The organism is Hydrogenophaga sp. 2FB (assembly GCF_005503365.1).
GTDB lineage: Bacteria > Pseudomonadota > Gammaproteobacteria > Burkholderiales > Burkholderiaceae_C > Hydrogenophaga.
On the sequence record NZ_SCML01000037.1, the window covers coordinates 1 to 23801 of the forward strand.

24 protein-coding genes and 1 pseudogene are annotated in these 23801 nt (G+C 66.3%); 2 read left to right on the top strand and 23 right to left on the bottom strand.

Annotated features, from left to right (window positions below):
* A partial coding sequence (locus tag FFS09_RS20145) for a transposase (protein WP_171020112.1) occupies window positions 1-655 on the top strand: 655 nt, incomplete at its 5' end.
* A gap of 176 nt (window positions 656-831) precedes the next feature.
* Here the strand turns inward: FFS09_RS20145 and FFS09_RS20150 are convergent.
* From FFS09_RS20150 to FFS09_RS20230, 17 genes are all read right to left on the bottom strand, one after another.
* Window positions 832-1248, bottom strand: a complete 417-nt coding sequence (locus FFS09_RS20150; protein WP_137920695.1) for an SRPBCC family protein — start codon at window positions 1246-1248, stop codon at window positions 832-834.
* A 14-nt stretch (window positions 1249-1262) separates the two neighbouring features.
* Complete coding sequence (locus FFS09_RS20155; protein ID WP_137920696.1) at window positions 1263-1622, bottom strand: VOC family protein; 360 nt, start codon at window positions 1620-1622, stop codon at window positions 1263-1265.
* On the bottom strand, window positions 1601-2521 hold the full coding sequence (locus tag FFS09_RS20160; protein ID WP_137920697.1) for an AraC family transcriptional regulator: 921 nt from the start codon (window positions 2519-2521) through the stop codon (window positions 1601-1603). The genes FFS09_RS20155 and FFS09_RS20160 overlap by 22 nt, the downstream gene beginning before the upstream one ends.
* Window positions 2518-3066, bottom strand: coding sequence for a methylated-DNA--[protein]-cysteine S-methyltransferase (locus FFS09_RS20165; RefSeq protein WP_137920698.1), 549 nt, complete (start codon window positions 3064-3066; stop codon window positions 2518-2520). The genes FFS09_RS20160 and FFS09_RS20165 overlap by 4 nt, the downstream gene beginning before the upstream one ends.
* A gap of 2 nt (window positions 3067-3068) precedes the next feature.
* Window positions 3069-3974 (bottom strand): SDR family oxidoreductase, encoded by a 906-nt coding sequence (locus tag FFS09_RS20170; protein ID WP_137920699.1) that lies wholly within the window; start codon window positions 3972-3974, stop codon window positions 3069-3071.
* A gap of 31 nt (window positions 3975-4005) precedes the next feature.
* On the bottom strand, window positions 4006-4464 hold the full coding sequence (locus FFS09_RS20175; RefSeq protein WP_252374449.1) for a GNAT family N-acetyltransferase: 459 nt from the start codon (window positions 4462-4464) through the stop codon (window positions 4006-4008).
* Window positions 4461-5396 (bottom strand): glutathione S-transferase family protein, encoded by a 936-nt coding sequence (locus tag FFS09_RS20180; RefSeq protein WP_137920700.1) that lies wholly within the window; start codon window positions 5394-5396, stop codon window positions 4461-4463. Before FFS09_RS20180 ends, FFS09_RS20175 begins: the two co-directional genes overlap by 4 nt.
* Before the next feature lie 20 nt (window positions 5397-5416).
* Window positions 5417-7063, bottom strand: a complete 1647-nt coding sequence (locus tag FFS09_RS20185) for an isovaleryl-CoA dehydrogenase (protein WP_137920701.1) — start codon at window positions 7061-7063, stop codon at window positions 5417-5419.
* Window positions 7064-7080: 17 nt separating this feature from the next.
* Window positions 7081-8097, bottom strand: a complete 1017-nt coding sequence (locus FFS09_RS20190; RefSeq protein WP_137920702.1) for an NADP-dependent oxidoreductase — start codon at window positions 8095-8097, stop codon at window positions 7081-7083.
* Window positions 8098-8106: 9 nt separating this feature from the next.
* Window positions 8107-8535: a PaaI family thioesterase gene (locus tag FFS09_RS20195; RefSeq protein ID WP_137920703.1), complete on the bottom strand. Its 429-nt coding sequence runs from the start codon at window positions 8533-8535 to the stop codon at window positions 8107-8109.
* 125 nt (window positions 8536-8660) lie between these two features.
* Entirely contained in the window at window positions 8661-9452 is a 792-nt protein-coding gene (locus tag FFS09_RS20200; protein ID WP_137920704.1) for an SDR family oxidoreductase, read from the bottom strand.
* A gap of 53 nt (window positions 9453-9505) precedes the next feature.
* Window positions 9506-10804, bottom strand: coding sequence for an RNA polymerase sigma factor (locus tag FFS09_RS20205; protein ID WP_137920705.1), 1299 nt, complete (start codon window positions 10802-10804; stop codon window positions 9506-9508).
* Window positions 10801-11157: a YciI family protein gene (locus FFS09_RS20210; protein WP_137920706.1), complete on the bottom strand. Its 357-nt coding sequence runs from the start codon at window positions 11155-11157 to the stop codon at window positions 10801-10803. The genes FFS09_RS20205 and FFS09_RS20210 overlap by 4 nt, the downstream gene beginning before the upstream one ends.
* A 130-nt stretch (window positions 11158-11287) precedes the next feature.
* A complete protein-coding gene (locus FFS09_RS20215; RefSeq protein WP_137920707.1) occupies window positions 11288-11587 on the bottom strand; it encodes a Dabb family protein in 300 nt (99 codons plus the stop codon).
* Complete coding sequence (locus FFS09_RS20220; protein ID WP_137920708.1) at window positions 11587-13410, bottom strand: acyl-CoA dehydrogenase; 1824 nt, start codon at window positions 13408-13410, stop codon at window positions 11587-11589. The genes FFS09_RS20215 and FFS09_RS20220 overlap by 1 nt, the downstream gene beginning before the upstream one ends.
* A 130-nt stretch (window positions 13411-13540) precedes the next feature.
* Window positions 13541-14716, bottom strand: a complete 1176-nt coding sequence (locus FFS09_RS20225; RefSeq protein WP_137920709.1) for an acetyl-CoA C-acyltransferase — start codon at window positions 14714-14716, stop codon at window positions 13541-13543.
* A 33-nt stretch (window positions 14717-14749) separates the two neighbouring features.
* Window positions 14750-16864, bottom strand: a complete 2115-nt coding sequence (locus tag FFS09_RS20230; protein ID WP_137920710.1) for a 3-hydroxyacyl-CoA dehydrogenase NAD-binding domain-containing protein — start codon at window positions 16862-16864, stop codon at window positions 14750-14752.
* A gap of 237 nt (window positions 16865-17101) precedes the next feature.
* Between FFS09_RS20230 and FFS09_RS20235 the strand changes: the two genes are divergently transcribed.
* Window positions 17102-18895, top strand: coding sequence for a PAS domain-containing sensor histidine kinase (locus FFS09_RS20235; RefSeq protein WP_171020113.1), 1794 nt, complete (start codon window positions 17102-17104; stop codon window positions 18893-18895).
* Between the two features lie 44 nt (window positions 18896-18939).
* Here FFS09_RS20235 and FFS09_RS31220 read toward each other — a convergent pair whose 3' ends face one another.
* The 6 genes and pseudogenes from FFS09_RS31220 to FFS09_RS20265 form a co-directional block, all read right to left on the bottom strand.
* On the bottom strand, window positions 18940-19092 hold the full coding sequence (locus tag FFS09_RS31220) for a helix-turn-helix domain-containing protein (RefSeq protein ID WP_252374450.1): 153 nt from the start codon (window positions 19090-19092) through the stop codon (window positions 18940-18942).
* 256 nt (window positions 19093-19348) lie between these two features.
* A pseudogene (locus FFS09_RS31595) lies at window positions 19349-19726 on the bottom strand (response regulator transcription factor); the annotation flags it as partial.
* A 222-nt stretch (window positions 19727-19948) separates the two neighbouring features.
* Complete coding sequence (locus FFS09_RS20250) at window positions 19949-20644, bottom strand: ABC transporter ATP-binding protein (protein WP_137920713.1); 696 nt, start codon at window positions 20642-20644, stop codon at window positions 19949-19951.
* Entirely contained in the window at window positions 20644-21414 is a 771-nt protein-coding gene (locus FFS09_RS20255) for an ABC transporter ATP-binding protein (RefSeq protein ID WP_137920714.1), read from the bottom strand. The genes FFS09_RS20250 and FFS09_RS20255 overlap by 1 nt, the downstream gene beginning before the upstream one ends.
* The gene (locus FFS09_RS20260) at window positions 21411-22721 is read right to left on the bottom strand and encodes a branched-chain amino acid ABC transporter permease (protein ID WP_137920715.1); all 1311 of its coding nucleotides are present in this window, start codon (window positions 22719-22721) and stop codon (window positions 21411-21413) included. The genes FFS09_RS20255 and FFS09_RS20260 overlap by 4 nt, the downstream gene beginning before the upstream one ends.
* A gap of 3 nt (window positions 22722-22724) precedes the next feature.
* Window positions 22725-23759 (bottom strand): branched-chain amino acid ABC transporter permease, encoded by a 1035-nt coding sequence (locus FFS09_RS20265; protein WP_137920716.1) that lies wholly within the window; start codon window positions 23757-23759, stop codon window positions 22725-22727.
* Between the last annotated feature and the right edge of the window lie 42 nt (window positions 23760-23801).

Consider the following 23801-nt stretch of genomic DNA (forward strand, 5'->3'; position numbering starts at 1 on the left):
TGAGGTGACCAACGTCGGCAACGACCGGGCACAGCTGAGCCCTATGGCGCGGGCGGCCCGCGAGTCCATGGGCGCGAAGAAGCTGCAGGCCTTTGCCGACCGTGGCTACTTCAGCGCTCCGCAGATCAAGGCCTGCGAGGACGCGGGCATCGCCGCCTTCGTGCCCAAGCCCATGACTTCCAACGCCAAGGCCGAGGGGCGCTTCGACAAGAGCGACTTCATCTACATCGTCAAGGACGACGAGTACCAGTGCCCTGCGGGCGAGCGGGCCGTCTACCGCTTCAGCACGCTGGAGAAGACTGGGCTCAATGTCCATCTCTACTGGACCAGCGCCTGCCCGGGCTGCGCGATGAAGGCGCAGTGCACGCCCAGTAGCTACCGGCGCATCCGGCGCTGGGAACATGAAGAGGTGCTCGAGCGCATGCAGCAGCGACTGGACCGCAAGCCCGATGCCATGACCTTGCGACGGCGCACCGTCGAGCATGTGTTCGGCACGTTGAAGCACTGGATGGGCTCGACGCACTTCCTGATGAAGACGCTGGCACATGTGAGCACCGAGATGAGCCTGCACGTGCTGGCTTACAACCTCAAGCGGGTGATCGCCATCTTGGGCATGACGAGAACGATGAAGGCGATGCGGCTGGCGGGGGCGTGAGCCTGTTTGCGCTGCTTGAATGGTGCGCAGCGGAATCACCGCGGGCCAAACTCGTCAACGCCGCAATCACGACTACTGGATGGCATTTACGGTTTGCAAGCCCATCGCAGCGCGACGGTTCGGCATACTAAGATCCCGCAGGCGTTTCCACACAGCCTCGGCCGATGACCGTCATGCTAGCTCAGGCGCCCCACAGCGCCCTCGCCCTCCAACGCCCGCTTCATCGTGGCCGCACCCTGCTCCATCATCGTGTCGATGAAGCCCGCCAGCCCGTGGGGCAGCACATCGGTGATCCAGACGAAGCGTGTGCGTTGGGCACCTTCGGCGAACAGCTGCGCCGATGCGTTGTGGTGCGCGAGCTGGCCACCCACGGCGGCGTAGCTCAACCGGTGCAGGTCTTCGTCCAGACCCACGAACAGCTCGCGCATGACCATGCCGTTGGCGAAGGTCACGACACGCGCGCCCTCTTCGGCGCGGCAGTCGGTGACGAAGCCCGGTGCGAGGCGCTGGTGCACGGCGTTGAAGTCGCGCAGCGCGTCCCAGACCTGGTCCAGGCTGGCTTCAACGATCACTTCCTTGTGGATGGTGGCCATGGTGCTTCTCCTGTTCAGGGGCAGACGGCTTCGACGTTGTTGCCGTCGGGGTCGATCAGAAACGCCGCGTAGTAGGTCGGGCTGTAGTCCGGGCGCGGGCCCGGGCCGCCGTTGTCGGTGGCACCCGCCTTCAGGCCGGCTTTGTAGAACGCGTCCACCGCCTGGTGGTCGGCGGCGCGAAATGCGATGTGCGTGCCCGGACCCTTGGCGCCCCGGGTCGCGTAGAGCCACAGCGCGGGCGCGTCTTTGGGGCCGAGGCCGGCATAGGTGTCGTCGTGCGAGCCCAGTACGTGGCCCAGCGGTGCGAGCGCGGCTTCGTAAAAACGGATGCTCGCGGCTAGGTCGTTGACTTTCAGTCCGATGTGGTCGTACATGGTGATGGCTTCCTGGTCGATGGATGGATGAGGCGTCCATCGTCGATCAGGGCCGTCACGCGGTCTTGGAGAATCTTGCGGTCTTGCTTCGGACCGGTTCGCGCGGCCTGCCGGAAGTCGCGTGGCGCCACGCCGGCCGCGCGGTGGAAGGTGCGCACGAAGTTGCTGAGGTCGGCAAAGCCCACCTCCAGCGCCACGTCGGTCACCGGCGTGTCGTTGTCGGCCAGCAGCCACGCGGCGTGGCGCAGCCGCGAGCGCACGAGGTACTGGTGTGGCGTGACGCCGAGCACGCGCGAGAACAGCCGCAGAAAATGGAACGGGCTCAGGGCGGCTTCGCGGGCTGCGCGGTCCAGGTCGATGTCTTCGTGCGAATGGGCCGCGATCCACATCGCGGCCTCCACGGCACGGCGGCGGTCGCGATCGGCCGCCGTGGGTGGCGCCCGTTGGCGGCCCGTCACGACATCCACGAAGCGCGACGCGAACCACAAGCCCACTTCGTCCAGGCCGGTATCGCTGCGGCCGCTGGCCACGGCCTGCGCGAGTTCGCCCAGGACCATGAGTTCGGGCAGCGGCGGCAGCCCGCCCGTGCGCCAGGTGTTCGGGTCACCCCCAACCAATTCCACGAAGCTGGGCGAGAGGTGAAACGCCAGGCATTCGTCGCCGCAGACGTGGTGGTCGTGCGTGCACATGAACTCGTCGCCCGGGTGGCCCACGAGCACCGAGCCGGCCACCAGTTCGTACGATTCGCCACGCACCCGGTAGCCGAAGGTCCCTTTGCGCACGTAGGAGACCGAGTGGCCTTCGTGCAGTTCGGTGAACGGCCGCTCGAAGGGGCCGGCGCTGCAGCGGTAGTCGACCACCCGAACAGCGCCCGAGAGCAGTTCGGTGGCGGTGATCATCCGCCGGCTCCGTCGAACAGATCCGGCTCGAGCGCGCCCTCGATCGCCAGCATGCGCAGCTTGGTGACGGCACCGCCGCCGGCGGAAAAACCGCCGGGCCGATTGCCTGCCGCCAACACGCGGTGGCAGGGCACGATGGGCGCGAACGGGTTGTGGCCCATGGCCTGCCCCACCGCGCGGGACAGGCCCACGTCACCGAGTTCGCGCGCGATCTCGCCGTAGGTGCGGGTCTGGCCCGGGGGAATGGCGCGCGCGATGGCGTAGACCTCGCGCTGGAAGGGTGTGAGCCGGGCCATGTCCAGCTCGATCTCCATCAAGTCACGCGCCATGCCTTTCAGCAAGTCCTGCACACCGGTGATGGCCGTCTGCACCGCGGCGGGTGGCTGGTCCACCTGCGGCAAAGGCGGCAGGCCTTTGAGCAACCGCGCGCGGGTGCGCGGCGCATCGGCCTCGGGCAACTGCACCGCGACCACGCCGCCCGGCCCCCAGGCAATGCCACAGGTGCCGATGGCGGTGGGAAACAGCGTGTGGCCGCCCTCGCCCATGGTCAGCCGGCGCGCAGCGCCGCCCGCAGGTTTACACCAATCTCGGGCCGTTCCAGGAACGGATCGGCCGGGTTGGTCTGGTTGACGATGCCTTCCATGCGCGCGCGCACGTTGCCCAGCGCGCGCGGGTGGCTGAAGATGTAGAACCGGTCGGCCGTGATGGCGTCGAACACCAGCTGCGCCACCTCGGTCGCCGTGACCTTGCCCGAACCCACGGCCTTGTCGGTCATGGCCTGGCCGATCAACTGGCTCTGCGTGGCGGCTTCGTCGGCCATCTCGGTCGGGCGGTTGCGGTGGCTCTGGCTGATGCCGGTGGGCACGAAATACGGGCAAAGCACGCTGGCGCTGAGCTGGTCGCTCACCAGCTTCAGGTCCTGGTAGAGCGTTTCGGTCAGGCTCACCACGGCGTGTTTGCTCACGTTGTAGACGCCCATGTTGGGCGGTGTGAGCAGGCCGGCCATGCTGGCGGTGTTGACGATATGGCCGCGCCAGTTCGGATCGGCCTTCGCGGCGGCGAGCATCATGGGCGTGAACAGGCGCACGCCATGGATCACGCCCCACACGTTCACGCCCAGCACCCATTCCCAGTCGCGCACCGAGTTCTCCCAGATCAGGCCGCCCGAGCCCACGCCGGCGTTGTTGAAGACGAAGTGCGGCGCGCCAAAGCGCTGCTGCACCGCGCTGGCCAGGGCTTCCATCTGCTCCTGGCTGGACACGTCGACCCGGCGCGACAGCACCTGCACGCCGGTGGCTTCGATCTCGGCCGTGGCCTTGTCCAGCGCGTCCTGCTGCACGTCCACCAGCACGAGGTTCATGCCGCGCTGTGCGCCGATGCGCGCGCACTCCAGGCCGAAGCCCGAGCCCGCGCCGGTGAGCACCGCCGTCTTGCCTTTGAAATCCTGAATCATCGTTGTCTCCTGTGTATGCGTGAAAGCTGCCTCAGTCGGCGCGGACCATCTCGATGTGGTCGATGCCGTCTTCGATGTAGATCGGGCCGTCGGGCACGAAGCCGTGCTGTTGGTAGAACGCCTGCAGCCGCGCTTGCGCGCCGATGCGGATGGGCTGCACGCCCCACAGGCCCTGCAAGGCCTGCACCGATTCGCGCACCAGCACATGGCCCAGGCCGCCGCCCCGCGCCGCGGGCAGCGTGACCACGCGGCCGATGCTGGCCTCGGTGAATTTCAGACCGGCCGGCACCAGGCGGGCATAGGCCAGCAGCTCGCCATCGCGCTCGCCCAGCAGGTGGAAGCATTGCGCGTCGGCGCCGTCCATGTCCTGGAACACGCAGGTCTGTTCCATCACGAACACCTCGGTGCGCAGTTGCAACAGGGCATAGAGCGTGCGGGCATGGAGGGCATCGAAAGGCAGGCAGCGCCAGTTCAGGGGATGGGAGCTCAAACGCGCACTTCCCTCAACACATAGCCGATGCGCGGGAAATGCACGTGCAGCAGGCCCGCCCGCTCGTCCGTGCGTTCCAGCGTGTAGCGCGTGCGCGTGGCGGCGCGCAGGAGGCCTTCGGTGGGCTCCTGGCCAAAGGCCTCGGCCGCCACGGTCACCCGGCTGCCGAGCTCGATGCGGTGTTCGTTCTGGAAGACGTCATCGGGCAGCGGCGCGGGCTGCGCGGCGGCGGCCACGGCGATGGCGTCGGTGGACGAGAGCTGGGAGGACGTGCCGTGGCCGATGGCCGCCATGCGGTCCATCCACTCGATCACGTGCGGCGTGGCGTCAAGAATGCCGGCCATCGTGGGGTTGATCACCCGGATGAACCACAGCGGGTGGTATGCCGCGAAATCGGCCACGCAGGGCGCGTCGCCCAGCAGATAGGGCTGTTCCTCGACCATGGTCGAGAGGCGGCGCAGATAGCTGCGCAAGGCGGCGGTGGCGTCGCCCACGCGCAGGCCGACCATGCCGCCGCGCATGGCGGCGCGGTCGGCGGCGAAGGCCTGGCCCACTTCGGGCGGCTGGCTGCCAAACAGCGCGGCCGCGCCCTTGGGGCTGAGGCAGTAGCCCATGGCGGCCCAGAACAGCGTGGTGTCGGCCCATTGCGCCAGCACGCGCGCCACACCTTTGTGGTGCTCGTGGTACAGCGGCGGTGTGGGCTGGCGGTGTTCAAGCACATCGCAGATCAGGGCGGTGTCGCAATAGATGTCGGCCCCGACCTGCAGGATGGGCGTGCGGCGGTAGCCACCGGTGAGCGCGGTCACGTCGGGCTTGGGCATGACGCTGGGGATGTGCACGCTCTGCCAAGTGAAGCCTTTGTAGCCCAGCATCAACCGGGCCTTTTCGGCGAATGGCGACATGGGGTAGTGGTGGAGGATGGGTTCTGGCATGTCGTGGGCCTTGAAAATGTTCAGCGCGGCATGGCGCGCTGGATGATGGTGTCGAAATCGGTGCCCGCGCCGAGCGAGCCGAAGCTGTAACCCCATTGGCCGGCCAGGCGCGAATCGCAGAAGGCGCTGAACACGGCCGAGGGCGCGGTTTGCGCCAGCAGCGCGGCCTGCACCGCCAGCGCCACGTCTTGCGCGAGGCGGCGCGCTTCCATCTCGGTGGCCATCTCTTCCACCCGAAGGGGCAGGCGCTCGGCCAGGTGGTCCAGCGCGGGGTGCATGCCGCGCGCGGGCGCGAGTTCGTGCGCCAGCGCGGCCGCCGTGTCGGCCTTGCGCAGCGCGCGCAGCAGGTCCAGCGCCATGATGTTGCCCGCACCTTCCCAGATCGAGTTGAGCGGCATCTCGCGGTAGATGCGCGCCATCACGCCTTCACCGCCCTCTTCCACGTAGCCATTGCCGCCCAGGCATTCCATGGCTTCCTGCGCGAAGTGGCTGCCGCGCTTGCAGATCCAGAACTTGGCCACGGGCGTGAGCAGGCGCGTCATCACCTGCTCGTGCGGGTCGTTGGCGCGGTCGAAGCTGTGCGCGAGGCGCAGCGCCAGCGCGGTGGACGCCTCGGATTCGAGCGCAAGATCGGCCAGCACGTTCTTCATCAGCGGCTGCTCGATCAGCGCCTTGCCGAAGGCCTTGCGCTGGCGCGTGTGGTTCAGCGCGATGGACAGCGCCTGGCGCATCAGGCCGCTGGTGCCGAGCGCGCAGTCGAGCCGCGTCATGGTGCCCATGGCGAGGATCTGCGGAATGCCACGGCCTTCTTCGCCAACCAGCCAGGCGCTGGCACCCACGAACTCCACTTCGGAACTGGCGTTGGCCTTGTTGCCGAGTTTGTCCTTCAGGCGCTGGATGAAGAGCTGGTTCAAGCTGCCGTCGGGCAACACGCGCGGCAGGAACAGGCAACTGAGGCCGCTGGTGGTCTGCGCGAGGATCAGGAAGGCGTCGCACATGGGCGCCGAGAAGAACCACTTGTGGCCGGTGACGCTGAAGCGCTGGCCCCAGGCGTCGCGGCCATTGGGCTCGGCGCGCGTGGTGTTCGCGCGCACGTCGGAACCGCCCTGCTTTTCCGTCATCCCCATGCCCATGGTGAGGCCGGGCTTGTCACGCCAGACCTTGAGCGCAGGGTCGTAGGCGCGGCTGGTGAGGCCGGGCGACCAGTCCTGGTAGATGGCGGCGTTGTCCTTGAGCGCGGGGGCGACCGCGTAGCTCATGGAGATCGGGCAGAGGACAGAGGGTTCGAGCTCGGTGAAGAGCATGAAGCCGGCAGCGCGTTGGAGGTGGGGGTTCGGGGCGCCCTCGCCCCAGGCCGCGCCATGCAGCCCAGCGCCCACCGCCTGCGCCATCAACGCGTGATAACCCGGGTGAAACTCCACCTGGTCGATGCGCTCACCAAACCGGTTGTGCGTCTTGAGCACCGGCGTGTGCACATTGGCCAGCCGCGCGTGGGTCTGCATCTCGCCGCTGCCCACCACCGCTCCCAGCGCCTGCAGCGGCTTGGTGTCCAACGACGGCGCGTTGAACTTCAGCGCCGCCTGCATCGCCTGGTTGCCGGTGAACAGGTTCACGTCCACCAGTGGTGCTGGCTGGTTGAACACCTCGTGCGTGGTCGCGGCGGCCATGGCGCGCTCCTCTATCGTCAGATCAACTTGACCAACTGCTTGCCGAAGTTCTTGCCTTTGAGCAGACCCAAAAAGGCTTCCGGCGCGGCAGCCAGGCCCTGCGCCACGGTTTCGCGCGGGCGCAGCTTGCCGGTACCCACCAGCGTGCCCAATTCGGTGAGTGCTTCGGGCCACACCTCCATGTGCTCGCTGACGATGAAGCCCTCGATCTTGAGCCGGTTGACCAGGATCAACGCGGGGTTGGCCAGTGGCAGCGGCTGGCCGTCGTAGCCGGCGATCATGCCGCACACGGCGATGCGGCCGAAGGTGTTCATGCGCAGCAACACGGCGTCGAGCACCATGCCACCCACGTTCTCGAAGTAGCCATCGATGCCATTCGGGCACTCCGCCTTGAGTGCCTTGGCCAGCGAGTACGCGTCCTTGTGCAGCTTGTAGTCGATGCAGGCATCGAAGCCGAGTTCTTCCACGGCGTACTTGCATTTGTCCGGGCCGCCGGCAATCCCCACCGCGCGGCAGCCGCGCGCTTTGGCCAGCGCGGCGAAGGCGCTGCCCACCGCGCCCGTGGCGGCGCTCACCACCACCGTGTCGCCGGCCTTGGGGTTGATGATCTTCACCAGGCCGTACCAGGCGGTCACGCCCGGCATGCCGACCGCGCCGAGGTAGTGCGAGAGCGGCACGTGTGTGGTGTCGACCTTGCGCAGCGCGCCGGGCTGGTTGGCATCGACCACGCTGTATTCCTGCCAGCCGCCCATGCCCACGACCTTGTCGCCCGCTTTGAATTTGGGGTGCTTCGATTCGGCCACTTCACCCACCGTGCCGCCGATCATGACCTCGCCCAGTGGCTGGGACGCGGCGTAGCTCTTGCTGTCGTTCATGCGGCCGCGCATGTACGGGTCCAGACTCAAAAAATGGTGGCGCACCAGCACCTGGCCGTCGGCCAGCGCGGGGGTCTCACTGGTGACCTGCTTGAAGTTGGACACCGTGGCTTCGCCCTCGGGGCGGTTGTCGAGAAGGATCTGGTGGTTGGTGGGCATGGCTGACTCCTAGTCGGTAGCGATTCGGTTGAGGGGCTGGGTGCTGCCCGGCCCCGTGGGCAGGCGTGGCACCAGTTTGAAGGTGCCCGTGGCATGGGCACAGAGTTTGCCGGCAGCGTCGAAGATGCTGCCTTCGGTGAACACCAGGGTGGCGGTGCGGTGCAGGATGCGCCCCTTCGCGTGCAGCGGGCCCTTGGCCGCGCGCGTGAACGAGGCCTTCATTTCGATGGTGACACCGCCGGTGTTGGGCTCCACCGAGCGCGCGGCGTGCGCCATGACCACGTCGAGCAAGGTCATGCTCGCGCCGCCATGCACCACGTCGAACGAATTCAGGTGATCGGGGCCGGGGTCGAAACCGATCTCGGCTTCGCCGCCTTCGAACTTGTGCAGCTTGAAGCCGAGGAGATCAACAAAAGGGATGCGTACAGAAAATTCCATGGGTGAACGATACAACTGAATGGGTGAAGTGTCTGGATCCAGGGCACCGCGGAACCGGCTTTGCCGGGCCGCCAGTGCCGCCCCCTTGAGGGGGTCGCGCGCAGCGCGGCGGGGGTGGTCCTTTTCTAACCACCGGTGATCACGCTGACACCCCCGTCCACCGCCAACCACTGGCCGGTGATGTGCTTGCCGGCGTCGGACGCGTAGAGCACGGTGATGCCCTTCAAGTCTTCGTCGTCGCCCAGGCGGCGCAACGGCGCGTGCGAGGCCAATTGTTCTTCGCCCATGGTCTTGAGCGTGGCCACGGTCATCTTGCTCGGGAAGAAACCCGGGCAGATCGCGTTGACGGTGATGCCGTACTTGCCCCACTCGGCCGCCAGCGCGCGGGTGAAGTTGATCACCGCGCCCTTGGAGGTGTTGTACGCAATGGTGTTCATGCCCGAGGGATTGCCGCCCAGGCCGGCGATGGACGCGGTGTTGATGATGCGGCCCGACTTGCGCGCGATCATGCTGCGCTTGGCGATGGCCTGGCTCAACAGGAAGTAGCTGCGCACGTTGAGGTTCATCACCTTGTCCCAGGCGTCCACCGGGTGGTCTTCTGCCGGTGCGCCCCAGGCGGCGCCCGCGTTGTTCACCAGGATGTCAATGTCACCGAGGCGTTGCAGGCTCTCGTCGGCCAGCCGCGCGATGTCTTCTTCCTTCGAGCAGTCGGCCGCGATCCAGCGCGCGTCGATGTTGGCGGCCTGCAGTTCGGCCACGGCACTCTCCAGGTCTTCGGCCTTGCGCGAACTCACCAGCACGCGCGCACCGGCCTCGCCCAGCGCATGCGCCATCTGCAGGCCCAGGCCGCGCGAGCCGCCGGTGATCAGGGCGGTCTTGCCCTTGAGGTCGAAGAGTTGGGGAACGGTTCGGGTCATAGGGTCTTCCTCTTTGTGATGAAAAAAAACACGCTCGGGGCATTGTGGGTGAATCAAACGGGGGTGTCTGTCACAGGCGCGGCCTGCAGGGCCTGCAGCTTGACCCAGAGGTGCGCGCGCAGGCGCGGATCCTCGGTCAGCCCCATGCCTTGGCGCAAGGCCTCGGCGGCATCTTGCCATCGGCGCTGCTGCTCCAGAAGGTGCGCGCGCGCCACCCACCACGGGGCGTGGTTGCGCACCTCGGCCTGCGGCAACGCGTCCAGCGCAGCCAGCCCGCGCGCCGCACCGTGCGCGGTGCCCAGCGCCACCGCATGGCCCACGCGGGCGCCCATCGTGGGCGCGATCTCCAGCAAACCCTGGTAGAGCTGGGCGATGCCACCCCAGGGCACGCGGCCCGTGACGGCACGTTGCGCGTGGGCCGACTGGATCGCCGCCTCGAGCTGGTAAGGCCCCAGCTGGCCGCGTGCCGCGGCGTCGCTCAGCAGCGCATTGGCGCGCGCGATCTGTGCGTGGTCCCAACGGCCCGTGTCCTGTTCGTGCAGAGGCACAAACCGCTCGCTGCCATCGGGCTCGGAGACGAAGCGCGCATGGCGGCGCGACTCGCAGAACAACATCAAGGCCCACAGCCCGCGCGCCTCGGCGTCATCGGGCAACAGGGCCACGCACAGCTCGGCCAGGTACAGCGCCTCGGTCGCCAGTTCGGCGCTGAGGGTCGCCTCCTCTCCCGATGCGCCCTGGCGCTCCCAGGCCATCCCGTAGGCGGCATACACCGCCTCCAGAATGGCGTGCGTGCGCCGCGGCAGATCGGCCGGTTCGGGTTCCTCGAAGCGGATGCCGGCTTGCGCGATCTTCTGCTTGGCGCGCACCAGCCGCTGCGCCATCGCCGCCGGCGACACCAGGAACGCGGTGGCGATGCGTTGGGCATCCAGCCCGAGCACGGCCTGCAGCATGAGCGGTGTGCGCACCGAACGCTCGATCGCGGGATGGGCGCACACCAGCATCAGCCGCAACCGGTTGTCCGGGATCGGGTGTGCCTTCAGGAACGGCTCGGGGGCCGCGTCGTCCTCGCGCGGCAACACGCTGCGCACCACCGGGTCGTCGGCCAACCTTTGCACCACGCCCTGGTGGCGCGCCGACTGCAACAGCTCGCGGTGTGCCACGGTGAGCAGCCAGCCCTCGGGCTGCGCCGGCACGCCGTCTTGCGGCCAGCGTTGCAAGGCCTTGAGAAGCGCGTCACCCAGTGCGTCCTCGGCGGCGGCCAGATCGTTCCAGCGCCAGGCCAGGTAGGCGACCAGGCGACCGTAGGTGTCCCGCGCCGTCAGCGCAGCCGCCTCGGCCGCCTGCGTGTTCATGCGTGCGGCACGTCCATGGCCGGCAGCACGGGACGCACTTCCACGCTGCCGGTGCTGGCACACGGTGCGCGCGCGGCCCATTCCAGCGCCTGGTCGAGCGAGGGCACGTCGATCACGAAATAGCCGCCCAGGTGTTCCTTGGTGTCGGGGTACGGCCCGTCCTGCACCTGGCGTTGGCCGTTGCGCACACGCACCTGCGTCGCGGTGTGCGGCGGTTGCAGGCCGTTGCCGCCCTTGGTGATCCCGGACTGGTGCAGCGCCGTGATGTAGGCGCCCCAGGCGCCGAAGTAGGCGTCGTCGGGACGGCGGTCGAAGTCGGACTGGGTTTCCTTGAAAACGATCATGTATTCCATGTGAAGCTCCTGATGGCGCCGAAAGATGGTGCGGCTCGGTGGGTGAAAGCGCAACCCTGCGCTTCCTGCTCCATGGATGCCCGAAGTGCGGCAGGATCGACACCAGCGATCACCGCCCGTCGGTCGCGGTTCAGATCTCGTAGTCCATGCACTGGCGCTGCTCCACCACCGCGCGCATGAACGGCTTGATGGCCGCGTGCGAAGGATGGCTCTGGTACGCGGCCAGCGCATCGCGATCGGTGAAGCGGCTGTTGAGCACCAGGTCGTAGGTGCACTCCATGTCGGCCTGGGCCGTGGCCACCTCGAACCGCTTGATGCCCGGCACCAGATGGGAGCACGCCTCGAGCAGGCTTTTGGCCTTGGCAATGTTCGCTTCGCGGCTGCCTTCCGCGGTGGCCTTGATCTTCCACATGACGATGTGCTGCACCATCAGAAAGCCTCCTCGGGAACGGCCGCGCAGGTCTGGTCGCGCTGGCTCACCACCTGCAGCCAGGCGCCGATCTTGGGCAACTCGTAATGGAAGAAGAAGCGCATCGCGGCCAGGCGGCCGGTGCGCGCGTTCGATGCGGGCGCGGCCTGCGCGGCCAGGGCCACGTCGAGCCAGATCCAGGCCAGCACCGTGTGGCCAAAGGCCTGCATGTACGGCACGGCGTTGGCCAAGGCATCGGTCGGCTCGCCCGTGGCCCACGCGGCCTTGGTGGCGGCACCCACTTGCGCCAGCGCCTGGCTCAGTGCGTTGGCGTGGGCGGCGAACTCGGGAATGTGGATCGCGCGCTGAAGGGTGTCGTTGATGCGCCCGGCCAGCAGGCTCAGGCCCTTGCCGCCTTCCATCAGCACCTTGCGGCCCAGCAGGTCCATGGCCTGGATGCCGTGCGTGCCTTCGTGGATCATGTTCAGGCGGTTGTCGCGCCAGTACTGCTCCACCGGAAAGTCGCGCGTGTAGCCGTAACCACCGTGGATCTGGATGGCGAGCGAGTTGGCTTCCAGGCACCACTCGCTGGGCCAGCTTTTCGCGATCGGCGTGAGCACTTCGAGCAGCAGGCGCGCGTCGTCGGCCGTGGCGGCGTCCGCCGTGTGTTGCTCGTCCACCAGGCGCGCGCAATACAGCTCCAGCGCGAGTGCGCCTTCGCAATACGCCTTCTGCGCCAGCAGCATGCGCTTGACGTCGGCGTGTTCAATGATGCGCACCGGTGCCTGCGCCGGGTCCTTGCCGGCCGGGCCCATGGGGCGGCCTTGCGGGCGGTTCTTCGCATAGTCCAGGCTGGCGTGGTAGCCCGCCATGCCCAGCATGGTGGCGGCCATGCCCACGCCGATGCGGGCCTCGTTCATCATGTGGAACATGCAATGCAGGCCTTTGCCCGGCTGTCCCACGAGGTAACCCACCGCGCCCGACTCGCCGTTCACGGGGTACAAGCCTTCGCCGAAGTTGAGCAGCGTGTTGGTGGTGCCGCGCCAGCCGCACTTGTGGTTCAGGCCGGCCAGGGCCACGTCGTTGCGCGCCCCCGTCAACGCACCCTCGGCGTTCACCATCTTCTTGGGCACGATGAACAGCGAGATGCCGCGCGTGCCCGGCACGAGCTTGCCATCCGCATCCGGAATCTTGGCCAGCACGAGGTGGACGATGTTTTCGGTCAGCTCGTGTTCGCCGGCCGAGATCCACATCTTGTTGCCCTTGAGCCGGTAGCGCGGACCGAGCGGGTCGTTCTCGAAATCGGTGCCATCGGGCACGGCGCGCGTGGACACGTCGCTCAGCGACGAGCCGGCCTGCGGCTCGGACAGACACATGGTTCCCGAGAAACGGCCACTGAATTCGTTGAGCGCAAACACCTGCTTCTGTGCTTCGGTGCCGTGCGCCATCAACAGGTTGGCATTGCCGGTGGTGAGCATGCCGCTGCCAATGCTGACCGACGCCATGGCGAAGAACGCGTTGGCGGCGGCTTCCACCGTGTAAGGCAGTTGCATGCCGCCCACCTCGTAGTCCTGCGCGGCGCCGAGCATGCCGCTGGCCGCGTAGGCCTTCTGCGCCTCGTGCGTGGCCTGCGGCAGGATCACCTTCTCGCCATCGAAATGCGGCTCCTGTGTGTCCACCACGCGGTTGAACGGCGCGTACTTTTCGCGCGCGATGCGCTCGCAGGTGTCGAGCACGGCGTCAAACGTTTCGCGGCTGTGGTCGGAAAAACGCTCGCGCGCGTTGAGGGCGGGCGCGTCGAGCCAGTCGTACAGCAGGAAATCAACCGTGGGGCGCAATGACATGGAACCCTCTTCCCAAAGAAACCAACCCGCCGAAGCGAGGAGACGCTGTCCAGTGCCGAGGCGGAACCGGCTTTGCCGGGCCGCTCTCGGCGCCCCCTGGGGGTGACGCCGAAGGCGGCGCGGAGGGCTTTTACAACACTTCGAATACTCCAGCGGCACCCATGCCGCCGCCAATGCACATGGTCACGCAGACGCGCTTGGCGCCGCGGCGCTTGCCTTCGATCAGCGCGTGCCCGGTCAGGCGTTGGCCCGACACGCCGTAGGGGTGACCGACAGCGATCGCGCCGCCGTTGACGTTCAGGCGGTCGCCCGGAATACCCAGCTTGTCGCGGCAGTAGATGACCTGCACCGCGAAGGCTTCGTTGAGTTCCCACAGGTCGATGTCACCGATCTTCAAACCCAGGCGCGCCAGCACCTTGGGGATGGCGAACACCGGGCCGATGCCCATTTCATCGGGCTCACAACCGGCCACCGCGAAGCCGAGGAAACGGCCCAGGGGCTGCAGGCCACGCTTCTCGGCCATCGTTTCGTTCATGACCACGCAGGCACCGCCGCCGTCGCTGAACTGGCTGGCGTTGCCGGCGGAGATCAGGCCGCCCGGCAGCGCCGAGCGCAGGCCGTGGATGCCGTCAAAGGTGGTGCCGGCGCGAATGCCTTCGTCGTTCTCCACCGTCACCTGCTTGGTCATCAGGCCCATGACCTTGTCGGCCACGCCGGCGGTCACGGTGATGGGGGCGATCTCGGCCTTGAACAGGCCGGCTTCCAGCGCGGCCGTGGCCTTCTGCTGACTGGCGGCGCCGTACTCGTCCATGGCATCGCGGCCGATGTTGTAGCGCTTGGCCACCTGCTCGGCGGTCTGCAGCATGTTCCAGTAGATCTCGGGCTTGTTCTTCGCGAGCCACGGGTCGGCCAGCATGTGGGTGTTCATTTCCTGCTGCACGCAGGAGATGCTTTCCACACCGCCGGCCACGTACACATCGCCTTCGTTGGCGATGATGCGCTGCGCCGCCATCGCAATGGTCTGCAGGCCCGAGGAACAGAAACGGTTGACGGTGACACCCGAGGTGGTGATGGGCAGGCCCGCGCGCAGCGCGATCTGGCGCGCGATGTTGGCGCCGGTGGCGCCTTCGGGGTTGGCGCAGCCCATGATGACGTCGTCCACTTCAGCGGCTTCGATGCCGGCGCGCTGCACGGCGTGCTGCACCGCGTGGCCGCCGAGGGTGGCGCCGTGGGTCATGTTGAAGGCGCCCTTCCAGCTCTTGGCCAGGGGCGTGCGGGCGGTGGAAACGATGACGGCGTTGGTCATGAAATGTTCTCCTTGTAGGGGTCTTGGGCGCGCTTAGCCGTTGAAGGATTTGCCTTCGGCCACGAGACGGGCCAGCAACGGTGCCGGCTCCCAGAATTTCGCGTCGTCCAGCGGGTTCTTCGCAAAACGCTTCATGCTCTGCACCACGTTGAACAGGCCCACGGTGTCGGCGTAGATCATCGGACCGCCACGGTGGATCGGGAAACCGTAGCCAAAGATGTAGACCACGTCGATGTCGCTGGCCTTGTTGGCGATGCCCTCTTCCAGGATGTGCGCGGCTTCGTTCACCAGCGAATACACCAGGCGCTGCACGATTTCTTCATCGGAGATCTTGCGCGGCGTGATGCCGAGCGACTTGCGGTGGTCTTCGATCATCTTGACCACTTCGGCGTTCGGAATCGCATCGCGCTTGCCCGGCACGTAGTCGTACCAGCCCGCACCGGTCTTCTGCCCGTAGCGGCCCTTTTCGCACAACAGGTCGGCGGTCTTGCTGTACTTCATATCGGGCTTCTCGACATAGCGGCGCTTGCGGATCGCCCAGCCGATGTCGTTGCCGGCCAGGTCGCCCATGCGGAACGGGCCCATGGCGAAACCGAATTTCTCGATGGCCTTGTCGACCTGCTCGGGCGTGCAGCCTTCGTCGAGCAGGAAGCCGCCCTGGCGGCCGTACTGCTCGACCATGCGGTTGCCGATGAAGCCGTCGCACACGCCGGAGACCACGGCGGTTTTCTTGATCTTCTTGGCCAGGGTCATCACCGTGGCCATCACGTCCTTGGCGGTTTTCGCGCCGCGCACCACTTCCAGCAGCTTCATCACGTTGGCCGGGCTGAAGAAGTGCAGGCCCACCACGTCTTGCGGGCGTTTCGTGAAGTTGGCGATCTGGTTCACGTCCAGCGTGGAGGTGTTGGACGCCAGGATCGCGCCGGGCTTCATCACACGGTCGAGTTCCTTGAACACCTTTTCCTTCACGCCGATCTCTTCGAACACGGCTTCGATCACGAGATCGGCCGAGCCGATGTCATCGTAGCTCAGCGTGGTGCTCAGCAGCGCCATGCGCTGTTCGTACTTGTCCTGCTTGAGCTTGCCCTTCTTCACCTGGGCTTCGTAGTTCTTGCGGATGGTCGCGATGCCGCGGTCCAGCGCGTCCTGCTTCATCTCCAGGATCTTCACCGGGATGCCGGCATTGAGGAAGTTCATGGAAATGCCGCCGCCCATGGTGCCCGCGCCAATGACGGCCACGGAGGCGATCTCGCGCCTGGGCGTGTCTTCCGGCACGTCCGGAATCTTGCTCGCGGCGCGCTCGGCCGTGAACAGGTGGCGCAGCGCGCGGCACTCGGGCGTCCACATCAGGTTGATGAAGATCTCGCGCTCGAAGGCCATGCCGTCGTCGAATTTCTTCTTGGTCGCGGCTTCCACGGCGTCCACGCACTTGGCCGGCGCGGGGAAGTTCTTCGACATGCCCTTGACCATGTTGCGCGCAAACTGGAAGTACGCGTCGCCCAGCGGGTGCTTGCACGGCAGGTTGCGCACCTTCGGCAAGGCGCTGCCGTCGGCATGCTTCGCGGCCACTTCACGGGCCAGCGCCAGGGCTTCTTCGGCCAGGCTCTCGGGCGAGGCGGCCAGTTTGTCGAACAGCTTCTGGCCGGGCACTTGCGCCAGCATCTCGCTCTTGATGGCCTCACCGCTCACGATCATGTTCAGCGCGGGCTCCACGCCGAGCGCACGCGGCAGGCGCTGCGTGCCGCCCGCGCCGGGAATCAGACCCAGCTTCACCTCGGGCAACGCCACGCTGGTGCCGGGCGCGGCGATGCGGTAGTGGCAGCCCAGGGCCAGCTCCAGGCCACCGCCCATGCACACCGAGTGGATCGCGGCCACGACCGGCTTGGAGGCGTTTTCCACCACCAGGATCACCGAGAGCAGGTTCGGCTCGGCCAGCGCCTTGGGCGAGCCGAACTCGCGGATGTCCGCGCCGCCCGAAAACGCCTTGCCCGCACCCGTGAGCACGACGGCCTTGACGGCCGGGTCGGCCTCGGCCTTGGCCAGGCTGTCGGCGATGCCCTGTCGGGTCGACAGTCCCAGACCGTTGACCGGCGGGTTGTTCATGGTGATGACGGCCACATCGCCGTGGACCTTGTACTCAGCGGTCATGGAAGCTCCTATGTGTTGGTGTCAGGCAGTGAATCTCTGCGGGCGTTGACGCCCTCGTCATGAAAAGAACGACCGTTCGATTCTAGAAAGATTGTGCACCGCCGCAAGAGGCAGGTGTCACCGGCTTGTCTCGTCCGGGCCGGTCCCCAGGCCTGTTTGCAGCGCGGGTGCCCATCCTGCCACATGGAAGGGGCCGCGGAGCCCTATCATTCCCTGGCAACCACTGCAAATGCCCTCATGAATTTCAAGCGTGTGCTGGAGCTGTCGTCGGAAGTCTGGCTGTGTGCAGCGGATGGCAAGATATCGTTTGCAAACTGTGCCGCGCACGAGTTTCTGGCGCCCGCGATGCCCCAGGTCTCGCTCGTCGGCGTGGCGCTTTCCGATGTCGGTTGGGGTGGGATCGATCTGCACACCGACGCCCCCCAGCGCGTGATCACCCGCTGCCACGACGGCAAGACGCTGGAAACCGAGTTGCGTCTGGCGCGGGACGGCGCATCGGGCGAGGTGGCGATCCGGGTGGTGGCGTTGGGGCAGTCGTCCGACGCCGGGCACCTGAGCCCGGCGCAGCGCCTGGACCGCCTGTTGAAGGCGCTCGACTTCTGTCCGGACGGCATGCTGCTGATCCGTCCTTCCAACTGGACCGTTCTCGACGCCAACGACGTGGCCTGCCGCATGCTGCGGCTGCGGCGCGAGAAGCTGCTGGGCGCCCACCCGTACGGTCCCTATTGGGAGTACGCCAACCGGGAGGCGATGGAAAACGATTTCATCAAGCTGATGGGCCAGTATCCGCAGCCCATGATGGCCGAGGTGGAGGGATTCCACCGGGAGGGCTACCGCTGCCCCGTCGAGTTGACCAAACATGTGTTCCCGATGGGGGACGAATGGATCATCGCCGTCACGATGCGCGACCTGTCCGAACGCGTGATCGCGCGGCAGCAGCTCGATCTTATGCGCCTGGTCGTGAACGAGGCGGCCGACGGCGTCTACGTGATCGACCCGGAGAAGTTCGAGTACGTGGACGTCAACGAAGGCGCGGGCAAGCTCTACGGCATCAGCCGCGAGGCCCTGCTGGCGCGTGGCTTGCGGTGGGTCATGAACGAGGCGAATGCCAACGAAGAAGACCTGCGGGAGCGGTACGCCGAACTGATCCGCACCCACCCGGCCTCGTTCACCACCGAGCGGCCGCTGCGGCGGGACGACGGGACCGTCATCGTCATCGAGTCGACCCGCCGCGCGGTGCGCCTGCACGACCGCTGGGTGATCGCCAGCGTGGCGCGCGACATCTCCGGGCGCAAGGCCGCCGAGGAAGAGATCAAGCGGCGCATGGCCGAGCTCGCGCGTTCCAACGAAGATCTTGAACAGTTCGCGTACGTCACGTCACACGACCTGACGGAGCCGCTGCGCATGATGGCCAGCTACGCCCAACTGCTGAAACGGCGCTACGGGTCGCAACTGGACGAGAGCGGACGCGAGTTCATCGAGTTCATCATCGGCGGCGCGCAACGCATGCGGCTGCTGATCGACGCGCTGCTGCAGTATTCCCGTGCGGGCCGCGCGATCACACAGATCCAGTCGGTGGCGCTCGATGATGCGCTGGACGACGCCCTGGCCAATCTGGCCAAAGCCCTCAGCGACAGCCAGGCGAAGGTCATCCGGGAGTCGCTGCCATCGGTGGCGGCCGACCCGGTCGGCATGATGCAGGTGTTTCAGAACCTGGTGGGGAACGCGCTCAAGTTCCGCGGCGACACATCGCCAGAGGTGCGCATCACCACCCAGGACCTGGGGTCGCACTGGCAGATTTCCGTGGCGGACAACGGCATCGGCATTGCACCCGAGTATTTCGACCGCGTCTTCGCCGCCTTCCAGCGCCTGCATCCGCGCAACCGCTACGAAGGTGCGGGCATCGGCCTGTCCATCTGCAAGAAGATCGTGGAGCGCCACGGCGGGCACATCTGGGTGGAGGCCCTCGCCTCTTCCGGCACGGCCTTCCACTTCACCCTGCCAAAACAGCCGGCAGCGGCCACACGCTAGGGCACGCCGCGAAGCACACCATCTTTGGTGGTCATGGACACCGGTCAAGCGTCGCGGGGAGCGCCTTGCGCATCGGTGAGGAGCGACGCCCAGCCCATCTTCATCGCCGCGGCAATGGCTTCCGCACGGCTGCTCACATTGAGCGCGACCAGAATCGCCGCCACGTGGCCTTTGACGGTGCCCATGGCGAGGTTCATGTCGCGACAGATCTGCTTGTTCGATTTGCCTTCGAGCAGTTGGCGCAACACATCGATCTGGCAGCCCGACGTCGCGTGGCGTCTGAGACGCCACCACGGCGCCCGAGGGCCTGGGCGTTGCAAGCGCGGGGCGCTCGTCTTCCGACATCGCCATCATGGCTTCCAGCGGGATGTAGATGCCACCGGCCAGAATGAACCGCACGGCGCTGATCAACGCGTCCTTGCCGGCGAGCTTGGGGATGAAGCCCAGCGCGCCACGGCGGACCGCGGCCTGCACCGTTTTCAGGTCGTAGGAGGCGGATATGACCACCACTCGCGCGTCCGGACAACTCTGCTCGAACCCGTCCAGCACGCTCATGCCGGTATTCCCCGGCATGGTGAGATCGAGCAGGACGAGATCGATGTCGGTGTGGTTGCGATAGGCCTCGATGGCCTTGGCGAGGGTGTCGGCTTCGATCACGACAACGCGAGGATCGATCTCGCGCAATGCCAGTTTCAAGCCTTCACGCACCAGATGGTGATCGTCCGCGACGAGTAGTTTGAGTTTGGGGCTGCCTTGCGCGTCTTCCACTAATAGTGCTCCATAGGGGACCCGGATTCTCCGCCCCGCCAACTTCAGCTCCCTGAAACGCACGCTTGCATTTCTTCCAGGGGCCTGCGGGCCAACGCGGGCAGCCTCCAAAAGGATAGCACCCGATGCAATGTCGTGCGAGAGCGCTTATTGTTGCATGTTGAGCACAAGACAAATCCAAAAGTTCTCAAATTTCCGGTTCAGACTCTTGAGAAATGAAATGCCTCACGGCGTGTTGTCAGCGTCGTGACAGCGCCGGCGCCGCGCTGTTGGCGGTCGGCAGCGTCAGACCTCGAGCCACTCCTTGCGCGTGTAGGGGTCGGCACGAAGGCTTTCGGGCGTGCCCTGGAACACGATGCTGCCATGTCCCATCACCAGCGCGCGGTCCGAGATGGCCATGGCGATGGTCAGCTTCTGCTCGATCAGCAGCACCGACACACCGCGTTGCTTGAGCGTCTTCAGGTACTCGCCCACCAGCTCCACGATCTTGGGCGCCAGGCCTTCGGTGGGCTCGTCGATGATGATCAGGTCCGGGTCGCCCATGAGCGTGCGGCACAGCGTGAGCATCTGCTGCTCGCCACCCGAGAGCACGCCGGCTTCAGTGTGCTGGCGTTCCCTGAGGCGCGGGAACATGGTGTACATGTCCTCGAAGCCCCAGCGCGAACCTTTGCCCTTGCCCTTCTGGCCCAGCATCAGGTTCTGCTGCACGGTGAGCGTGGGGAAGATGTCGCGGTTCTCGGGCACATAGCCCAGGCCCAGGTGCGCCACCTCGTAGGCTTTCTTGCCCTGGATCTCCTGGCCTTTCCAGTGGATGCTGCCGCTGCAGTCCACCAGGCCCATGATGGCCTTGGCGGTGGTGGAGCGGCCCGAGCCGTTGCGCCCGAGCAGTGCCACGATTTCACCGGCCTGTACCTCGAAGCCCACGCCATGCAGGACGTGGCTCTTGCCGTAGTAGGCGTGAAGGTTGTCGATTTTCAACATCAGTGTCCTGCCCCCTGTGTGTCGGCCACATGCGAGCCCAAGTACGCTTCCTGCACGCGCTGGTTGGCGCGCACGGCGTCGGGCGTGTCGAAGGCGAGCACCTCGCCGTACACCACCACGGCGATGCGGTCGGCCAGGCCGAACACCACGCCCATGTCGTGCTCCACCGTGAGCAGGGTCTTGCCCACGGTCACTTCCTTGATGAGGCTGATGAAGCGCGTGGTCTCGCTCTTGCTCATGCCGGCCGTGGGTTCGTCCAGCAGGATCACGTTGGCGCCACCGGCGATGGTGATGCCGATCTCCAGCGCGCGCTGCTCGGCATAGGTGAGGTTCATCGCCAGCACGTCGCGCTTGCGGTCGAGGTGGATCATCTCCATCAACTGCTCGGCGCGCTCGTTGGCGTCGTCCAGATTGGCAAGAAACTTCAGGAAGGTGTACTTGTAGCCCAGGCTCCAGAGCACGCCGCAGCGCAGGTTCTCGAACACGCTGAGCTTGGGGAAGATGTTGGTGATCTGGAAACTGCGCGAGAGGCCAGCGCGGTTGATCTCGAACGGCTTCTTGCCGTCGATGCGCTGGCCGTTGAGCAGCACCTCACCGCTGCTGGGGGCGAAGCGCCCGCTGATGAGGTTGAACAGCGTGGACTTGCCCGCGCCGTTGGGGCCGATGATGCCCACGCGCTCGCCGGTCTTCACGGCCAGGTTCACGCCACGGATGATTTCGGTCTTGCCGAAGCTCTTGCGCAGGTCTTTGAGTTCAAGGGCATGGCTCACAGGCTCTCCCTCCGTTTGATTTCTTTTTCGATGTATTCCTGGATCTCGCCCCACTCGCGCAGGAACATGCGGCGCGTGAGCTCGAACAGGCCGAAGCCCGTCACCGCCACCAGCGCGGCACCGAACCAGCTGCTGGCGCTGTGCGCGTCCAGCGGAATGCCAAGGAAACGCAGTTCCGAACCCAGTGTGGTGTTGAGCTGCAGGTGGTAGACCATTTCGATCATGCCGCCCAGGCCCAGAAGCATCACGAGCGCCGTGCCCGCGAGCGCGATGTAGCTCACCCACAGCTCGCGCAGACGGCCGAAGGCGGCCACGCGCAGGTTCATCATGATCAGGCTGGCGATGCCGCCCGGCGCATACATCACCATGAACAGGAAGATCAGGCCCAGGTAGAGCAGCCAGGCCTTGGTGAACTCCGAGAGCAGCACGAAGGCCAGCACCATCAGGATGCCGCCAATGATCGGCCCGAAGAAGAAGGTGGCGCCGCCCAGGAAGGTGAACAACAGGTAGGCACCCGAACGCGCCGCGCCCACCACCTCGGCGGTGACGATCTCGAAGTTGAGCGCGCCCAGACCGCCGGAGATGCCGGCGAAGAAGCCCGCGATGATGAACGCGATGTAGCGCACCTTCTGCGTGTCGTAGCCGACGAACTCGACGCGCTCGGGGTTGTCGCGCACGGCGTTGAGCATGCGGCCCAGCGGCGTGCGCGTGAAGGCGAACATGAGCGCCACCGAGATGAAGGTGTAGACCGCGATCAGGTAGTACACCTGCACCTGCGGACCGTAGGTGATGCCCATGAAGGGCTTGCCCACCATGCGGTCGCCCGAGACACCGCCCTCGCCGCCGAAGAACTCGGGGATCATGAGCGAGAGCGCGAACACCAGCTCACCCAGGCCGAGCGTGATCATGGCGAAGGTGGTGCCCGACTTGCGCGTGGTCACGTAGCCGAACAACACGGCAAAGAACACGCCCGCCACACCGCCCGCGATGGGCACCAGCGACACCGGGATGGGCAGCGACCCGGCGCTCACGCTGTTGAGCGCGTGGATGGCCAGGAACGAGCCCAGGCCGGTGTAGACCGCGTGCCCGAAGCTGAGCATGCCGCCCTGCCCCAGCAGGATGTTGTAGGACAGGCAGGCGATGATGGCGATGCCCATTTGCGAGAGCACGGTCATGCCCAGCCCGCTGGTGAAGATCTTCGGCGCCACGATGAGCAGCAGCGCGAAGAGTCCCCAGGTGAGCCAGCGGCCGACATTCAGCGGCTTGAATTCGTAGTGTTGGGTCTGTTGAGTCTGTTGGGTCGTCATGGCTCAGCCCTCCCGTTTGCCGAGCAGGCCACGCGGCCGGAAGATCAGGATCAACACCAGGAACAGGTACGGCAGGATCGGCGCGATCTGCGACAGCGTGAGCTTGACGTACGAGTTGTTGCGCACCGCATCGGACAGCGGCAGGCCGATCTGTTGCGCCAGCGTGAGCAGCGAGTACTCGAAGGCCACGGCAAAGGTCTGGATCACGCCGATGAGGATGGAGGCGACGAAGGCGCCCGAGAGCGAGCCCATGCCGCCGACCACCACCACCACGAAAATCACCGAGCCCACCGTGGCGGCCATGGCCGGCTCGGTGAGGAAGGTGCTGCCACCGATGACGCCGGCCAGGCCTGCGAGGGCCGAGCCCGCGCCGAACACCAGCATGAACACGCGCGGCACGTTGTGGCCGAGCGATTCGACCGCGTCGGGGTGCGTGAGCGCGGCCTGGATCACCAGGCCGATGCGGGTGCGCGTGAGCAGCAGCCACACGGAAGCGAGCATCACCACCGCCACCAGCATCATGAAACCGCGTGTGGCGGGGAATGGCGAGCAGACCACGCGCACCGCCGCGTCGGCGGCGCTGCAGAGTTCGGGCGCCGCGTTGCCCCAGACCATGCGCAGGCCGTCGACGGAATGGTTGATGAGCGTGAACACGGGGCCCTGCAGTTGCTCGGGCGGACGGAACTCCACCGCGATGCGACCCCAGACGAGTTGCACCAGTTCAACGATGACGTAGGACAGGCCGAAGGTGACGAGCAGTTCGGGCACGTGGCCGTACTTGTGCACCTTGCGCAGGCACTGGCGTTCGAACGCCGCGCCGAGCAGGCCCACCACGATGGGCGCGATCAGCAGCGCCGGCCAGAAGCCCACGAACTGCGCCACGGTGTAGCCCACGTACGCGCCCAGCATGTAGAAGCTGGCGTGCGCGAAGTTCAGCACGCCCATCATGCTGAAGATCAGCGTGAGCCCCGAACTCAGCATGAACAGCAGGAGCCCGTAGCTCAGGCCGTTCAGCATCGAGATGATGAAAAACTCCATTCCCTCAGACCTTCCTCATCGTTGAAAGTAAAAGAGCCCGAT

What these genes read in the sequence shown, in the direction of transcription:
- FFS09_RS20150 (WP_137920695.1), bottom strand. Translation starts at nt 1,248, where the DNA reads ATGGCCACCATCCACAAGGAAGTGATCGTTGAAGCCAGCCTGGACCAG.
- FFS09_RS20155 (WP_137920696.1), bottom strand. Translation starts at nt 1,622, where the DNA reads ATGTACGACCACATCGGACTGAAAGTCAACGACCTAGCCGCGAGCATC.
- FFS09_RS20160 (WP_137920697.1), bottom strand. Translation starts at nt 2,521, where the DNA reads ATGATCACCGCCACCGAACTGCTCTCGGGCGCTGTTCGGGTGGTCGAC.
- FFS09_RS20165 (WP_137920698.1), bottom strand. Translation starts at nt 3,066, where the DNA reads ATGGGCGAGGGCGGCCACACGCTGTTTCCCACCGCCATCGGCACCTGT.
- FFS09_RS20170 (WP_137920699.1), bottom strand. Translation starts at nt 3,974, where the DNA reads ATGATTCAGGATTTCAAAGGCAAGACGGCGGTGCTCACCGGCGCGGGC.
- FFS09_RS20180 (WP_137920700.1), bottom strand. Translation starts at nt 5,396, where the DNA reads ATGCCAGAACCCATCCTCCACCACTACCCCATGTCGCCATTCGCCGAA.
- FFS09_RS20185 (WP_137920701.1), bottom strand. Translation starts at nt 7,063, where the DNA reads ATGGCCGCCGCGACCACGCACGAGGTGTTCAACCAGCCAGCACCACTG.
- FFS09_RS20190 (WP_137920702.1), bottom strand. Translation starts at nt 8,097, where the DNA reads ATGCCCACCAACCACCAGATCCTTCTCGACAACCGCCCCGAGGGCGAA.
- FFS09_RS20195 (WP_137920703.1), bottom strand. Translation starts at nt 8,535, where the DNA reads ATGGAATTTTCTGTACGCATCCCTTTTGTTGATCTCCTCGGCTTCAAG.
- FFS09_RS20200 (WP_137920704.1), bottom strand. Translation starts at nt 9,452, where the DNA reads ATGACCCGAACCGTTCCCCAACTCTTCGACCTCAAGGGCAAGACCGCC.
- FFS09_RS20205 (WP_137920705.1), bottom strand. Translation starts at nt 10,804, where the DNA reads ATGAACACGCAGGCGGCCGAGGCGGCTGCGCTGACGGCGCGGGACACC.
- FFS09_RS20210 (WP_137920706.1), bottom strand. Translation starts at nt 11,157, where the DNA reads ATGGAATACATGATCGTTTTCAAGGAAACCCAGTCCGACTTCGACCGC.
- FFS09_RS20215 (WP_137920707.1), bottom strand. Translation starts at nt 11,587, where the DNA reads ATGGTGCAGCACATCGTCATGTGGAAGATCAAGGCCACCGCGGAAGGC.
- FFS09_RS20220 (WP_137920708.1), bottom strand. Translation starts at nt 13,410, where the DNA reads ATGTCATTGCGCCCCACGGTTGATTTCCTGCTGTACGACTGGCTCGAC.
- FFS09_RS20225 (WP_137920709.1), bottom strand. Translation starts at nt 14,716, where the DNA reads ATGACCAACGCCGTCATCGTTTCCACCGCCCGCACGCCCCTGGCCAAG.
- FFS09_RS20230 (WP_137920710.1), bottom strand. Translation starts at nt 16,864, where the DNA reads ATGACCGCTGAGTACAAGGTCCACGGCGATGTGGCCGTCATCACCATG.
- FFS09_RS20235 (WP_171020113.1), top strand. Translation starts at nt 17,102, where the DNA reads ATGAATTTCAAGCGTGTGCTGGAGCTGTCGTCGGAAGTCTGGCTGTGT.
- FFS09_RS31220 (WP_252374450.1), bottom strand. Translation starts at nt 19,092, where the DNA reads ATGAACCTCGCCATGGGCACCGTCAAAGGCCACGTGGCGGCGATTCTG.
- FFS09_RS20250 (WP_137920713.1), bottom strand. Translation starts at nt 20,644, where the DNA reads ATGTTGAAAATCGACAACCTTCACGCCTACTACGGCAAGAGCCACGTC.
- FFS09_RS20260 (WP_137920715.1), bottom strand. Translation starts at nt 22,721, where the DNA reads ATGACGACCCAACAGACTCAACAGACCCAACACTACGAATTCAAGCCG.
- FFS09_RS20265 (WP_137920716.1), bottom strand. Translation starts at nt 23,759, where the DNA reads ATGGAGTTTTTCATCATCTCGATGCTGAACGGCCTGAGCTACGGGCTC.